Source organism: Nocardia sp. NPDC002869 (assembly GCF_046764065.1).
Classification (GTDB): domain Bacteria; phylum Actinomycetota; class Actinomycetes; order Mycobacteriales; family Mycobacteriaceae; genus Nocardia; species Nocardia rhamnosiphila.
In genome coordinates, this window is the sequence record NZ_JBKOOL010000062.1 from 1 (window position 1) to 14,163 (window position 14,163).

Below are 14,163 nucleotides of genomic sequence, written 5' to 3' on the forward strand. Positions count from 1 at the left end.
CGCTCGCCGGCGGCGACACCGCCGGCGCGGACAACGATCTCGGTGACCATCCGGTCGCAGCCGCGCTGCACGCCCTGCCGGTGACCGAGTACGACGCCGCCACCGTGCAAGCGATCCTGACGGCGGTCGGGATGGAGCTGGCCCTCGTCGCGGATATCGGGAGCCCCGCGGCCGGGGAGCAGCCGATCGCCCTGGGCGAACGATGGACCGCGACCGGTCTGCTGGAACAGCTGATCTCGGACCGGGTGTTGGTCTGCCACACAACCCAGCGTTACCGGCTCGACCGTGCGCCAGAGGTACCGGACCGCAGCACCGTGATCGCCGGGCCGATATGGCAGGCGGCCCTTTTCGCACTGCTGCGCCACAGCGCCGACCGGGCCACCGGCTGGGCCATCGGGGCCACCACGGTGCCGTTCGGGCCGCAGGCCCGCCGCTGGTTCGCCGTGGAAGAGCCGCGCCTGCGCGCGCTGGTGCGGCAGTGCTGCCGTGGGGATTTCGCCGCAGCGATCCCACCGGCCACGGCCGCCCAGCTGGTTCGCATCGGTGACGCGCTCGGCACCTGGTATGCCGTCGGTCCGGCCGACAACAGCGAAATACGTTCGGTCGCAGAGGATTTGATCGAATTGGGGCCGGCGGTGCTGGGTGGTCACCACCGGGCGATCCAGTTGCGCGCGGGACGGGCCGACGAGCCACCACCGTGGCGGTGGCGACCGTGGTGGCGCCGGGCGACCGGGGTCGGCGCCCGGGCCGAACACGCCGCTGGGCTGGCGCTGCTCGAATCGGCGGACACCCCCGAGAAACTGGCCGCCGCCGTGGACCGATTGCGGGCGGCCTGGTGGCGGCTACCGCGTGAAGATCTGGCGAACCAGGTGCGGGTGCTCACCGACCTGGCGGTGGCGCATATCCATCAGGGCCGTCTCGACGCCGCCCAGGATCGGCTGGAGCTGGCCGCGCTGCGCGCCCGGGACGACGAGAACGCCGACGGCTGGGCCCGGGTACACGAGGTCGCGGGGGCGGTCGCCTGGGCGCGCGGTGAACCCCGCGGTGCGCTGCGCTGCTGGCAGCGCGCCTTGACCGTCTACCGGGAGCTGGCCGACGACAACGGTATCGGGCGGTGTCTGCAGCACCTCGGCGCCGCGGTGCTGGTCGCACCCGAGCACGGCGATCTGGTCCTCGACGGCGACCCGGCCTACGACGTCGCCGAGGTACTGCGCTGCGCGCACAGCTGGCTCGCCGAGGCCGGCCGGCGCAATCCCGACGCGGCCCATGTGGGCTACTACATCGATCACGCGGCCACGATCCGCGAAGCAGCCGAACCGCCGGACTTCGAGCGATGGCCGCTGGAGGTCCGCGAGACGGCGGATCAGCCCTGACCCGCCGCCGAGGGCCGGTCCGGCACGTAGATCCGCAACTCCTCCAGGATAGGCGGCAGGAGATCCGAGATCACCCCCGGTGTCTGCGGCGTTCCCGACCAGCCGATGCGTACCTCGCGCGGCACCGTTCCGTGCCCGAACCCGGTCGTCCGGGCAGCGACCCACGTCCGGGTACAGATTCATGTGCAAGGTGATCCCGGCGGCCTGCCGTGCGATCTCGGCCTCGTCCAACGGCACGGTGACCGGTACTCCGGTGGCGGGCCCGGCCGGTAGCTCGGCGTGACCGATGAATCGGTGGCGTGGTGTCGCGCTCCGGCGGTCAGTCGAGGACGGTGACCGGATCCGCCACTGCCGGTTTCCACCGCTGATCGATCACCAGGCCCAGCAGTCCGGCGGCGATACAGGCGATCGAGACCGCCACCATCACCGGATGGGTACCCCCGGTCAGCGCGTCGGCCAGGATGACGGTCGCGGCGGTGCCGGGCAGGATCCCGACGACCGTCGCGCCCAGATACGGCCAGAAGCGGATCGAGGACAGGGCGCAGGAATAGTTGACCACCGAGAACGGTGCGAAGGCGATCAACCGGAGTGCGCCCACGGCGAGCCAGCCCCGCCGGTGCAGGCGTTCGTCCACGAGTCGCACGGTGGGATGGTCCAGGTACGCGCCCACCCGATCGCGTCCGTAGGCGCGGGCCAGGAGGAACGCGGCGGCGGCACTGAGCACGGTGGCGCCCACGGCCACCGCGAGCCCCACCGCGGGCCCGAACAGCAGGCCCGAGGCCACCGTGAACACGGTGCGCGGGACGGGGGCGATGGTGATCAGGGTGTGCGCCACGAAGAACAGTACCGGGAAGTAGGGACCGGCCTCCTCGGCCCACTGCTGGATCTGCGCGGGGCTCGGCAGGGGGGTCAGCAGGGCGGCCGCGCAGACGAGCGCGGCGCCGCACAGAAGCAGGACCAGCCGCCGGTCGCGGAGCATTCGGGACACCGGCCGAGATTACCGGTCGCCCGGCAGTGGCTCGCCGAGCAGTGCGGGAGCGATCGGGCCGGGGCCGTCGCGTTCCCCGAGTGGCGGACGGGACCGTCCGCGGCGCGAAGCCGGCGGGTCGCAGCGGCGGAGATACACGTCGCAGCGGCGGAGATACACAAGGCCAACCCTGCCGCAGGAAGTCGATTCCGCTGTCCTCGACGCCGCGCGCGCCGCGATCGGGACCGGAGGCTGCTGTGCCCGCTCGCCCGTCGCAGGGGTGTTCCATGAGGGCCGTGCCCCCGGATACCGGTGAACAGGCGCGACGAGGTTCGCCGCCGGGAGGTTACTCGCTGGTAGTGGTGGCCACGGACGATGCCGTACGGGCATCCCGCTAGCATCGGAGGAGCGGGCTGAATGCTCGTTAACCAAAGTATTCGCTGAGCTGGGCGGATGCCAAGGTACCCGCGCACACCAGTGGTGCGCTTGTACTGGAACGACAATGAGGGAACAGGGTATGCCGATTGCTGCAGAGCCCGCGGCCGGAGCTGATCCGTCCTCGTCCGCGGTGCCCGAATATCCCGCCTGGCGCAAGGGTGTGGCGGGAGTGCTGGCCAAGACCCGCAAGGTCGACGCGGCCGAACTCGGTGCGGAACCCGAAAAGCTACTGAACCAGTCCACCTACGACGGGCTGAGTATCGCGCCGCTCTACACGCGCCGAGACGAACTGCCCGAGCAGCCGCTGCCCGGCGCCTACCCATTCGTCCGCGGCGGCGACGCCACCCGCGATGTCCACCGCGGCTGGTTCGTCAGTGCCCGGATCGGCGCCGCCGACGCCGCGTCCGCCCACCGGGAGATCACCGGCGGACTGGAGAACGGCCTGAGCGCCGTGGAACTCGGGATCGGTGCGCACGGTCTGCCGGTGGCCGATATCGCCGCCGCGCTCGACGGCCTGCTCTTCGAGCTGGCGCCGCTGGCCCTGCATGCCGGGACCGATACCGCGGCCGCGGCCGCGACGGTCTACGAAGTGCTCGACCGGTACTCGGTGCCCGATCGCGCCGCCATCCGGGTCTCTCTCGGTGCGTCACCCCTCACCAGCGCGTTCGCCGGAACCGAGGATATCGGCCTCGCCGAGACCACGACCCTGGCCGTCGCCGCCGGACAGCGGCCCGAAACCGTCCGAGCGATCACCGTGGACGGCACCGTCTTCCACGATGCCGGCGCCTCCGACGCCCAGGAACTCGGCGCGGCCGTCGCCGCCGGACTCGAATACCTGCGCGTGCTGGCCGGGGAGATGCCGGTCCCCGAAGCGCTGCGGCAGCTGGAGTTCCGGTTCGGCGCCACCGATGACCAGTTCGCCACCATCGCCAAATTCCGGGCCGCGCGGCGCCTGTGGGCGCGGGTCGCCCACGCGCTGGGCGCGCCGTCGGAGGGCGCGGCCCCGCAGCACGCGGTGACCTCGGCGGCCATGATGAGCCGGCGCGACCCCTGGGTGAACCTGTTGCGTACCACCCTCGCCGCCTTCGGCGCCGGGGTGGGCGGCGCCGATACCGTCACCGTGCTGCCGTTCGATTCCGCACTGCCCGCCGGTGAACTCGGGGTCTCGGCATCGTTCTCCGAACGGATGGCCCGCAACACCCAGCTGCTGCTGCTCGAGGAATCCCATCTCGGACACGTCCAGGACCCCGGGGCGGGTTCCTGGTACGTCGAGCGCCACACCGACGAACTCGCTGTCGTCGCCTGGGAGTTCATGCAGGAGATCGAAGCCGCCGGCGGCTACCGGGCCGCGCTGGACGCCGGTCTGGTGGCCACCCGGATCGCCGAGACGAACACCCGCCGGGAAAGCGATATCGCCCATCGCCGTACCGCCGTGACCGGGGTGAACGAATTCCCGAACCTCGCCGAGGCGCCACTGTCGGAAGCCGCCCGCACCGCCGGCCCCGGCCGGCGCTACGGTGCCGCTTTCGACGCGCTGCGCGATCGCTCGGACGCCTACCTCGCGGCGCACGGCCGCCGCCCGCAGGCGTTGCTGGTGCCGTTGGGCACGGTGGCCGAGCACAATGTGCGGGTCACCTTCATCGCCAACCTGCTGGCGTCCGGCGGTATCGAATCCATCAACCCGGGGCCGCTCGCCGAAAGCGATATCGCCGCGGCGGCCCGGGAATCCGGAGCCGCGATCGCGGTGCTCTGCGGAACCGACGCGCGCTACGGCACCGATGCGGCCGGTGCGGTGGAACAACTGCGCGGGGCCGGAGTCGGGACCGTGCTGCTGGCCGGCCCGGAGAAGGTCCTGACCGGTATCGAGGAGGCCCGGCGTCCGGACGGGTTCCTGGCGGCCCGGATCGACGCGGTCGCCGCCCTGACCGCCCTGCTGGAGAAGGTAGGAGCCTGATGACGACACAGCGAATCGAGCAGGAGGTCGGCAGTTTCGCCGACGTACCGCTCACCGAGCCGGGTTTCACGCCCGGCAAGGCCGACCAGAGCGCCCGTGACTCCTTCGTGCAGGAGGCGGCCGCGGCGAACAACTACGCTCCCGAACAGCTGGTGTGGTCGACCCCGGAGGGGATCGATGTCCCGCCGGTGTTCACCAAGGCCGATCGTGATGCCGTCGCCGAAGCCGGTTTCCCGCTCGACAGCGTGCCCGGTGTCGCGCCCTTCGTGCGCGGGCCGTACCCGACGATGTATGTGAACCAGCCGTGGACGATCCGCCAGTACGCGGGTTTCTCCACGGCCGCGGATTCCAATGCCTTCTACCGCCGTAATCTGCAGGCGGGACAGAAGGGCCTGTCGGTGGCGTTCGACCTGGCCACCCACCGCGGCTACGATTCCGACCATCCCCGGGTACAGGGTGACGTCGGAATGGCCGGAGTGGCCATCGACTCCATCCTGGACATGCGCCAGCTGTTCGACCACATTCCGCTCGATCAGGTCAGCGTATCGATGACCATGAACGGCGCGGTGCTGCCGATCCTGGCGCTGTACGTGGTCGCCGCCGAAGAGCAGGGCGTGGCGCCGGAACAGCTGGCCGGAACCATTCAGAACGATATTCTGAAAGAGTTCATGGTCCGCAACACCTACATCTATCCGCCGAAACCCTCGATGCGGATCATCTCCGATATCTTCGCCTACACCAGCGCGAAGATGCCGAAGTTCAACTCCATCTCGATTTCCGGCTACCACATCCAGGAAGCCGGTGCGACCGCCGATCTCGAACTCGCCTACACCCTCGCCGACGGCGTGGAGTACCTGCGGGCCGGGATCGACGCGGGCATGGAGATCGACAAGTTCGCACCGCGGCTGTCGTTCTTCTGGGCCATCGGGATGAACTTCTTCATGGAGGTCGCCAAACTCCGGGCGGGCCGGTTGCTGTGGAGCGAACTGGTCGCGAAGTTCGATCCGAAGAACCCGAAATCGCTGTCGTTGCGCACCCATTCGCAGACGTCGGGCTGGTCGCTGACCGCGCAGGACGCCTACAACAATGTGGCCCGCACCTGTATCGAGGCCATGGCCGCGACCCAGGGGCACACGCAGTCGTTGCACACCAACGCGCTCGACGAGGCACTCGCGCTGCCGACCGATTTCTCGGCCCGGATCGCGCGCAACACCCAGCTGCTGATCCAGCAGGAGTCCAACACCACGCGGCCGATCGACCCGTGGGGCGGTTCCTACTACGTCGAATGGCTGACCCATCAGCTCGCCGAACGGGCCCGGGCGCATATCGCCGAGGTGGAAGCGCACGGCGGGATGGCCCAGGCCATCGGCGAGGGCATCCCCAAGCTGCGCATCGAGGAGGCCGCGGCCCGGACCCAGGCGCGGATCGATACCGGTCAGCAGCCGGTGATCGGCGTCAACAAGTACCAGGTCGCCGAGGATCACGAGGTCGAGGTCCTCAAGGTCGAGAACTCCCGGGTACGCGCCGAGCAGATCGAGAAGCTGCGACAGTTGCGGGCCGACCGTGATCAGGACGCGGTGGACCGGGCGCTGGGTGAGCTCGGCCGGGCCGCCGCCTCGTCCGCGGGCGGGATGGAGAACAATCTGCTGGCCCTGGCCATCGACGCCGCGCGCGCCAAGGCCACCGTCGGCGAGATCTCCGACGCGCTAGAGCAGGTCTACGGCCGGCATCAGGCCGAGATCCGTACCCTGTCCGGTGTGTATCGCGACGAGGCCGGCAAGGTCACCAACATCACCACCGCCGGGGATCTGGTGGACGAGTTCGCCGAAGCCGAAGGGCGGCGTCCGCGCATTTTGGTCGCGAAGATGGGCCAGGACGGGCACGACCGCGGCCAGAAGGTGATCGCCACCGCCTTCGCCGATCTCGGGTTCGACGTCGATGTGGGCCCGCTGTTCCAGACCCCCGAAGAGGTGGCCCGCCAGGCGGCGGACAACGACGTGCACGTCGTCGGTGTGTCCTCGCTGGCCGCCGGTCACCTCACGCTGGTGCCCGCCCTGCGGCAGGCACTGGCCGATGTCGGCCGGCCCGACATCATGGTCATCGTCGGCGGGGTCATCCCGCCCGGTGACTTCGACGAGCTGTACGCGGCGGGCGCGGCGGCGATCTTCCCGCCGGGCACCGTGATCGCCGACGCGGCGATCGACCTGCTGCGCAAGCTCGGTGCCGCGCTCGGGCACGAACTCGGTTCCGGCGACAGTGGTTCCGGAGACGCAAGCCAGGGATGAGCACACGTGTCGTCGACGTGGAGGCACTCGCGCAGGCGGTCCGCTCTGGTGAGCGGGCCGCCCTCGCGCGGGCGATCACCCTGGTGGAGTCCACCCGGGCCGACCATCGGGACCAGGCGCAGCAGCTGCTGCTCCGGGTGACCCCGGAACCCGGTGCGGCACTGTCGAACCGGGTGGGGATCACCGGGGTGCCCGGAGTGGGGAAGTCGACCTTCATCGACTCCCTCGGTATGCAGCTGATCGGGCAGGGGCACCGGGTCGCCGTGCTGGCGGTGGACCCTTCGTCCACCCGGACCGGCGGTTCGATCCTCGGTGACAAGACCCGGATGGCGCGGCTGTCGGTGGAGGAGAACGCCTTCATCCGGCCGTCCCCGACAGCGGGCACCCTCGGCGGGGTGGCGAAGGCGACCCGCGAGACGATCGTGCTGCTCGAGGCGGCCGGGTACGACGTCATCCTGGTCGAGACCGTCGGGGTGGGGCAGTCCGAGGTGACCGTGGCGAATATGGTCGATGTCTTCTGCTTCCTCACCCTGGCGCGTACCGGTGACCAATTGCAGGGCATCAAGAAGGGTGTGCTGGAGCTGGCCGATCTGGTCGCGGTGAACAAGGCCGACGGTAAGCACGAGATCGAGGCGAAATCGGCGGCCCGGGAGCTGTCCGGGGCGCTGCGGCTGATCCATCCGCACGATGCGCTGTGGCGGCCGCCGGTGCTCACCATGAGCGGTTTGGAAGGGGTCGGCCTGGAGAAGTTCTGGCAGACCGTGCTGGAACACCGCCGGGTGCTCACCGATGCGGGCGAGTTCGCCGAGAAACGCCGCCGTCAGCAGGTCGACTGGACCTGGACCATGGTGCACGACCAGTTGCTCCGCCGGCTGGCGGACAACCCGAAGGTGAAGGCGCTGCGCGGCGAAGTGGAGCGCGAGGTCCGGGACGGGACCCTGACCGCGGCGCTGGCCGCGCAGAAACTGCTGGACGCCTTCGATAGCTGAAAAGGTTTCCGAATCAGCCGGCCGCGCCGGTGGGGGTCGTGACGGAACGACCGGCCTGACACCGGCCCGCATCGGCGCCGGGCGCTGCCGAGATCGGCGTCAGAACAGGCCGAACCGGTCGGCGGCATTGTGGTAGCAGACCCGGCGTAACCAGTCGTCGCCCAGTTCGAGCCGTTCCAGGGCCTGGACGGCGTGCCGGTACGGGTACGGGATGTTCGGGAAATCGCTACCGAACATGATCCGGTCGCCGTGGTCGAGCAAACGGTGGCGGTCGGCCACCGGGAACGGGATATCGGCTTCGGCGAAATCGGTGAACGCCATGGTGGTGTCCAGCGAAACACCGGAATGCCGGTCGGCGAGGTCGAGGAAGTCGCGGTATTCGGGCATGCCCATATGCGCCACGATCAGGGGCAGGCGCGGAAACCGCCGCAGCACCTCGGCGACCGGTTCGGGTCCGGTGAACGCGCCGGGCGCCGGGCCGGAACCGCAGTGGATGACGGTGGGTACACCGGCGTCCTCGAGGAGGCCCCAGACCGGATCGAGCAGCGGGTCGCGGGGGTCGTAGGCGCCGACCTGGATATGCGATTTGAACACCCGCGCACCCTGGTCCACCGCCGCCGCCACGTATCCCGCCGCACTCGGCTCGGGGTAGAACGTGGCGGTGTGCAGGCATTCCGGCACCTCGGCGGCGAATCTTGCGGTCCATTCGTTCAGCCATGCCGCCATCTCCGGCCGATGCGGATACACCAGTGCGGTGAACGCGCGGATCCCGAAGCGGCGCAGCGTCTCCAGCCGGACCGGTTCGTCGGCGCGATAGGTGATCGGCCAGGGGCGCCCGGTGAGCGGACCGGCATCGTCGAAATACGCCCAGACCTTGCGCAGCACCCGGTGCGGCATGAAATGGGTGTGCACATCGATCATTCCCGGCAGACCCAGCCGCTGCCGGAACTCCGCCAGATACGCCTCGTCTGCCGGAACCTCATTCGCTCCGGAAGAGTTCACGTTCGTACCTCTCGATCGGATCGGACGGGGGCCGGAATGTCATCGCCGCCGGGCGACGGGCTCGCCGACCGGCTCGCCGGGATACACGGTGCGCGCGTGATCGCCGATCCGGGCGATCATGCGATCGAAGAAACGCACGGGGTCGGTGCCGACGACGATATCGGCGTTGGGCGGCCGCCCCCACATCCCGGCCCGGTCGGCGATGGTCGCGCCCCGCGTGAGTGTGCCCGTGAGCTCGACGTCCACGGTGGCGGGCCGGGTGCGCGCCAGCGCCGGGTCCAGGGCCACCGCGGCCGCGAACGGGTCGTGCATATGGGCCAGATAGCCGAGGTCGTACCCGTGGTGGAAATCGAAGTAGAAGCGGACCGCGTCGGTCAGGTACCGGATGATCGGATTGCTCGCCGCCGAACGCGCGGTGGGCGGGTCGGTGGGCGATACCTTCTCGACCGGATGACTACCGGCCCGCTCGGCCAGTCCGATCAGATGGGCGGGCCGCATCTCGATGGTTTCGGTGATATCGAGGGCGCAGACCAGCGGACGGCGGTCCGGCGGGGCGGCGGAGAAGGCGTCGAAGACGATCTTCGCGGCCTCGGGGTCGACGTGGATGTTCCACTCGTTGGTCGGTGTGGTGTTGCCGGGATGGTCGAACGCCCCGCCCATGATCACGAGCCGGCGCAGCAACCGGGGCAGTTCGGGTTCCTCGCGCAGGGCGAGCGCGAGATTGGTGAGCGGTCCGGTGCACAGCCCGATCAGCTCCCCGGGATGGCGGCGTACCAGATCCGCCCACATCCGCGCCGCGCCGCGATCGGAGATGCGCCGTGTCGGGGCGGGGAGTTCGGCGTAGCCGACGCCGTGCGGTCCGTGGGTGTCCTCGGTGGTGCGCAAGGGGATCTCGAGCGGTTCGGCCGCCCCGAGGGCCACCTCGATCTCCGGGGCCCGGGCCAGCTCGAGCCAGGCCAGATTGTTGATCGCGACCTGGGCCGCGGGCACATTGCCGGCGGTGGAGGCGATCCCCATGATCTCGGCGTCCGGGCTGGCGAGCAGATAGAGCAGGGCGAGGGAATCGTCCACGCCGGTGTCCACGTCCAGGATGATCCGCTGCCGCACCCCATGACCCTATCGGGGGAGACGGCAGCGGATCCGGCACGGGTCGTGTCACAGTGGCGCATTTCGGTCAATCTGACGAAATGTCGCGATGTGTACGATTTCCGGTCAGTCGCGGGTGGGCCAGTAGTTGTCGGCGGCGGTGTGGCGCGTAAGGGCCGCGCCGCCGCTCACCTCGGTCAGGCCCAGGTGGAACAGCATGCCCACGGTCAGCAGGCTGACACCGACGATCAGCGGGGTCAGCAGCTGCGCGGCGCCGGCGCCGGTGGGCATCATATGGTGCTGTTCGCCCAGGTGCATGGCGTACATACCGGTGTAGTGCATACCGGCCACGGCGACGCCCATGACCAGGGCGGCGCCCACAGTGGCCAGCGCGCCGCGCACATTGAGGGTGAACCAGAGCGCGGCGGTCGCGGCGATCACCGCGATCACCATGGACAACGCCACGGTCGACCACTCGTAACCGATCTCCACATCGGTCTTCATGGCGTACATACCGGCGTAGTGCATCGCGCCCACGCCGATCCCGGTGACCACGCCGCCGACCAGCAAGCTCTGGCCGCCCAGTCGGCGCCGCTGGGCCAGGCACAGCCCGAGCCAGACCACGACCATGGCGATCACGGCGCTGACCAAAGTGACGGGTACGTCATACCGGATTGCGGCGCCGTCGATCCGGAAACCCAGCATGGCGATGAAGTGCATGACCCAGATGCCCGTGCCGCCGAGGGCGACCGAGGCCGCGATCAGCCAGCCGTCGAACGGTGATCCGCTGCGTACGCGGCTCATGCACCGTAGCGCGAGCAACGATCCGGTGAACGACATGATGTATGCGACCACGGGGGTGAGCCAGCCATGGCTGAAGTGGTCGATCTCCACCGGTGAACCTCCTCGCTGGGGTGGAATCCCGCCCCCGCAACAGCGGAACACGAGCATTCCAAATTGGCGAACGTGCAGGAGGTGAATTTAGAGGAGTTGTGTCATAAAAAACAAGGGCCGCAAAAATGACATCGGCGCACCTGTGACACCGAATCGGCGCGACGGTGGCCCCGTAGTCGCTCTATGACTTGTCCCACACTACTTGATCGACTGCTATCGATCCCGGCAATCGTTCGGCATGTCGTTTCCGGTATCCGATGCCGCCCAACTCTTCTGGGTTCCGATGCCCGGCGGTGCGGCCGTGACACCGGTCCGTGTACTGGTCGGGCGGGGCGTTCCAGCGGCCGGATCCAGTTTTCGGTTGTGCTGTGTGTCGCCGGTCCTCGGCGTAGGCTTCGGGCAACTCGAAGGAGACCCATGCCTGGCATATCCAGCCGTCCCACCGTTGTCGAACACGCTCTTCCCGAGGCCGATCTGGCCGAATTCGCCGAAATCCGCAATGCCGAACGCGTCGAGGTCGCTCGCCGCAGCGCTGTCGCGGCCCGGATCGTGGCCGGCCACTCCACCGATGCGGCCGACTGCCGCAATCTGCTGGCCATGCTCGGTCTCGATGCGGAAGCGGGCAAACTCGCCGGCGTCCAGACCTGACCGGTGCTCTCCGGCCCCGGGTTGCCGGGGCCGGACCGGCACGTACGCTCGGGGCATGCCCGAAACGGCACTGCTCACCCCGCCGTACCCGGCCGCCTGGTCCGATGCCCTCGACGATCTCGTCGAGCTGATCGGTGACCGATCCACGGTCGTGCTCACCGGCGCGGGGATCTCCACCGACAGTGGTATCCCGGACTACCGCGGACCGGACGCCCCGCCACGGACGCCGATGACCTACCAGCAGTTCGTCGGTGATCCGGTATTCCGGCAGCGTTATTGGGCACGTAATCATGTGGGCTGGCGGTACATGGACGCCGCCCGTCCCAATGCCGGCCACCGGGCACTGGCCGAATTGGAGCGCCGGGGCACGGTCACCGGCGTGATCACCCAGAATGTCGATCTGCTGCACACCAAGGCGGGTAGCCGCCGGGTGATCGACCTGCACGGCAGCTATGCCCAGGTGCGCTGTCTGGGTTGCGGAGCGCGCATTTCCCGGATGGCGCTGGCCGAACAGCTGGAGCAGGCCAATCCGGGTTTCGCGACCGCCTCGGTGACCGGACTCGAAGTGGCTCCCGACGCCGACGCCGTGGTCGAGGACACCAGCGGTTTCCGCATGGTGGATTGTGCGCGCTGCGGCGGGATGTGGAAGCCCGATATCGTCTATTTCGGGGAGAGCGTGCCGCCCGAACGGGTCGCGGCCGCTTACCAAATGGTGGACGCGGCGGATGTGATCCTGGTGGCCGGGTCCAGCCTGACCGTGCTGTCCGGTCGTCGTTTCGTGCACCGGGTCGCCCGCAACGGCGGCACGGTGGTGATCGTGAATCGCGGCGCCACGCGCAGCGACGGCCTCGCCGACCGGCGGCTGGACGCCGGATGCTCACCCGTACTGTCCGGACTCGCCGAGCGCTACCGGATCCGTGGCGCGCGTCCCGCGGCCGGCCCGGCCGGGCCCGCGTAGGCTGCCCGGATATGCGCAGCACAGTCATCGCGGTGCACACCGGCCGCAGCGAAGTGGTCCATGACATCACCCCGCAGTGCCGGGCGTTCGCGAACGACGCCGGCGGCGACGGTCTCCTGCACATCTTCGTTCCGCACGCCACCGCCGGGATCGCGATCCTGGAACTGGGCGCCCACAGTGACGACGATCTGCTGGCCGCCCTGGGTGACCTGCTCCCGGCCGACGACCGGTGGCGGCACGCGCACGGGTCGCCCGGACACGGCCGTTCTCATGTGATGCCCGCCCTCATCGCCCCGTACGCGACCGTTCCGGTCCTGGACGGCGAACCGGCACTGGGCACTTGGCAGTCCATCGCGCTGGTCGATATCAATATCGACAATCCGGATCGTGAGGTGCGGTTGTCGTTCCTGACCTCCGCGGGATGAACGCGCTCGCCGGGTAACGTCGGCGGGTATGAGCAGTCTCGGAGTCGCCATCATCGGGTACGGGCTGGCCGGGGCGGTGTTCCACGCCCCGCTCGTCGCCGCCGAACCCCGGCTCCGGCTGGCCGCGGTGGTGACCGGCTCGGCGCAGCGGGCGGAGCAGGCGCGACAGGAGCACCCCGGGGTGCGCGTACTGCCCGATACCGACAGTCTTTTCGCCGATATGTCCGGGATCGATGTGGTCGTGGTCGCCGCACCCAACCGCGTGCACGCCGAACTGGCCCGGCGGGCGCTCGCGGCCGGCGTGGCGGTGGTGGTCGACAAACCCTTCGCGGTGACCGCCGCGGAAGCCGAGGATCTGCTGCGCTACGCCGGGGACGCCGGGGGAGTGCTGACCGTTTTCCAGAACCGGCGCTGGGACGGCGATTTCCGGACGGTGCGCCGGTTGGTGGCCGAGGACGCGTTGGGCCCGGTGCGCCGGTTCGAATCGCGGTTCGAGCGCTGGCGTCCGGTGCCCAAGGGCGGCTGGCGTGAACTGGGCGGCCCGGGCGATGCCGCCGGGATCCTGTACGACCTGGGCAGTCACCTGGTCGACCAGGCGCTCACCCTGTTCGGTCCGGTCGCGAGCGTCTATTGCGAACTGGCCCGCCGTCGCCCCGGGGTCAGCACCGACGACGATATGTTCCTCGCCCTGACCCATACCGGCGGTGTGCACTCCCACCTGTGGGCGAGCGCGGTGGCCCCGCTGCTGGGCCCGCGCTTCCGGGTCCTAGGGGACCGCGCAGGCTATGTAGTGCACGGACTGGACCCCCAGGAGGCGGCCTTACGCGCCGGGCACCGCCCGGGCGACGGGACGCCGTGGGGAGAGGCCGGCCAAGCGGACTTCGGTGTGCTCGGCGCCGGTGACAACCCGGCCCCGTACCCCACCCTGCCCGGCGATTACCCCGCCTTCTACGCGGCCGCGGCCGCCGCCGTCCTGGATGGTGCGCCGGTACCGGTCGACCCTGCCGACGCCCTGGCGGGCCTACGGGTCCTCGAGGCGGCCCGCGAATCGGCGGCGAAAGGTGTGGTGGTGCCCCTTGAAGGCGCCTCCGGATCGGCGGGCCCAGGGCTCTGGTGACCCGGGCCGCGCTTGCGACAGATCTCT

General features: G+C 69.7%; 12 protein-coding genes. 8 read left to right on the top strand and 4 right to left on the bottom strand.

Going from position 1 to position 14,163, the window contains the following annotated elements:
- A partial coding sequence (locus ACLML9_RS13860) for a hypothetical protein (RefSeq protein WP_411945902.1) occupies positions 1-1,373 on the top strand: 1,373 nt, incomplete at its 5' end.
- A 319-nt stretch (positions 1,374-1,692) separates the two neighbouring features.
- On the opposite strand, the gene ACLML9_RS13865 is transcribed toward ACLML9_RS13860, so the two are convergent.
- Complete coding sequence (locus ACLML9_RS13865) at positions 1,693-2,352, bottom strand: TVP38/TMEM64 family protein (RefSeq protein ID WP_411945928.1); 660 nt, start codon at positions 2,350-2,352, stop codon at positions 1,693-1,695.
- Positions 2,353-2,857: 505 nt separating this feature from the next.
- Between ACLML9_RS13865 and ACLML9_RS13870 the strand changes: the two genes are divergently transcribed.
- Genes ACLML9_RS13870 through meaB form a run of 3 tightly spaced genes read left to right on the top strand, consistent with a single transcriptional unit; the run spans position 2,858 to position 8,006 of the window.
- Positions 2,858-4,732 carry a methylmalonyl-CoA mutase family protein gene (locus tag ACLML9_RS13870; protein WP_411945903.1) on the top strand — a complete coding sequence of 625 codons (1,875 nt, stop codon included), beginning with the start codon at positions 2,858-2,860 and terminating at the stop codon, positions 4,730-4,732.
- Entirely contained in the window at positions 4,732-7,017 is a 2,286-nt protein-coding gene (gene scpA / locus ACLML9_RS13875; protein WP_411945904.1) for a methylmalonyl-CoA mutase, read from the top strand. Before ACLML9_RS13870 ends, scpA begins: the two co-directional genes overlap by 1 nt.
- Positions 7,014-8,006: a methylmalonyl Co-A mutase-associated GTPase MeaB gene (meaB, locus tag ACLML9_RS13880; RefSeq protein ID WP_411945905.1), complete on the top strand. Its 993-nt coding sequence runs from the start codon at positions 7,014-7,016 to the stop codon at positions 8,004-8,006. The genes scpA and meaB overlap by 4 nt, the downstream gene beginning before the upstream one ends.
- Positions 8,007-8,105: 99 nt before the next feature.
- On the opposite strand, the gene ACLML9_RS13885 is transcribed toward meaB, so the two are convergent.
- The 3 genes from ACLML9_RS13885 to ACLML9_RS13895 form a co-directional block, all read right to left on the bottom strand.
- A complete protein-coding gene (locus tag ACLML9_RS13885; RefSeq protein WP_411945929.1) occupies positions 8,106-8,927 on the bottom strand; it encodes an amidohydrolase family protein in 822 nt (273 codons plus the stop codon).
- A 120-nt stretch (positions 8,928-9,047) separates the two neighbouring features.
- Positions 9,048-10,115, bottom strand: a complete 1,068-nt coding sequence (locus tag ACLML9_RS13890) for a nucleoside hydrolase (RefSeq protein WP_411945906.1) — start codon at positions 10,113-10,115, stop codon at positions 9,048-9,050.
- Between the two features lie 105 nt (positions 10,116-10,220).
- Positions 10,221-10,988 carry an MHYT domain-containing protein gene (locus tag ACLML9_RS13895; RefSeq protein ID WP_411945907.1) on the bottom strand — a complete coding sequence of 256 codons (768 nt, stop codon included), beginning with the start codon at positions 10,986-10,988 and terminating at the stop codon, positions 10,221-10,223.
- Positions 10,989-11,405: 417 nt separating this feature from the next.
- Between ACLML9_RS13895 and ACLML9_RS13900 the strand changes: the two genes are divergently transcribed.
- The 4 genes from ACLML9_RS13900 to ACLML9_RS13915 are packed head-to-tail and all read left to right on the top strand — an operon-like array spanning position 11,406 to position 14,136.
- Positions 11,406-11,636, top strand: coding sequence for a hypothetical protein (locus tag ACLML9_RS13900; RefSeq protein WP_411945908.1), 231 nt, complete (start codon positions 11,406-11,408; stop codon positions 11,634-11,636).
- 55 nt (positions 11,637-11,691) lie between these two features.
- Positions 11,692-12,594: a Sir2 family NAD-dependent protein deacetylase gene (locus tag ACLML9_RS13905; protein ID WP_411945909.1), complete on the top strand. Its 903-nt coding sequence runs from the start codon at positions 11,692-11,694 to the stop codon at positions 12,592-12,594.
- 11 nt (positions 12,595-12,605) lie between these two features.
- Positions 12,606-13,019, top strand: a complete 414-nt coding sequence (locus ACLML9_RS13910) for a secondary thiamine-phosphate synthase enzyme YjbQ (protein WP_411945910.1) — start codon at positions 12,606-12,608, stop codon at positions 13,017-13,019.
- Positions 13,020-13,047: 28 nt separating this feature from the next.
- Positions 13,048-14,136: a Gfo/Idh/MocA family oxidoreductase gene (locus ACLML9_RS13915; protein ID WP_411945911.1), complete on the top strand. Its 1,089-nt coding sequence runs from the start codon at positions 13,048-13,050 to the stop codon at positions 14,134-14,136.
- Positions 14,137-14,163 lie beyond the last annotated feature (27 nt).

What these genes read in the sequence shown, in the direction of transcription:
- ACLML9_RS13900 (WP_411945908.1), top strand. Translation starts at nt 11,406, where the DNA reads ATGCCTGGCATATCCAGCCGTCCCACCGTTGTCGAACACGCTCTTCCC.
- ACLML9_RS13870 (WP_411945903.1), top strand. Translation starts at nt 2,858, where the DNA reads ATGCCGATTGCTGCAGAGCCCGCGGCCGGAGCTGATCCGTCCTCGTCC.
- ACLML9_RS13910 (WP_411945910.1), top strand. Translation starts at nt 12,606, where the DNA reads ATGCGCAGCACAGTCATCGCGGTGCACACCGGCCGCAGCGAAGTGGTC.
- scpA (WP_411945904.1), top strand. Translation starts at nt 4,732, where the DNA reads ATGACGACACAGCGAATCGAGCAGGAGGTCGGCAGTTTCGCCGACGTA.
- ACLML9_RS13885 (WP_411945929.1), bottom strand. Translation starts at nt 8,927, where the DNA reads ATGATCGATGTGCACACCCATTTCATGCCGCACCGGGTGCTGCGCAAG.
- ACLML9_RS13865 (WP_411945928.1), bottom strand. Translation starts at nt 2,352, where the DNA reads ATGCTCCGCGACCGGCGGCTGGTCCTGCTTCTGTGCGGCGCCGCGCTC.
- ACLML9_RS13915 (WP_411945911.1), top strand. Translation starts at nt 13,048, where the DNA reads ATGAGCAGTCTCGGAGTCGCCATCATCGGGTACGGGCTGGCCGGGGCG.
- ACLML9_RS13905 (WP_411945909.1), top strand. Translation starts at nt 11,692, where the DNA reads ATGCCCGAAACGGCACTGCTCACCCCGCCGTACCCGGCCGCCTGGTCC.
- meaB (WP_411945905.1), top strand. Translation starts at nt 7,014, where the DNA reads ATGAGCACACGTGTCGTCGACGTGGAGGCACTCGCGCAGGCGGTCCGC.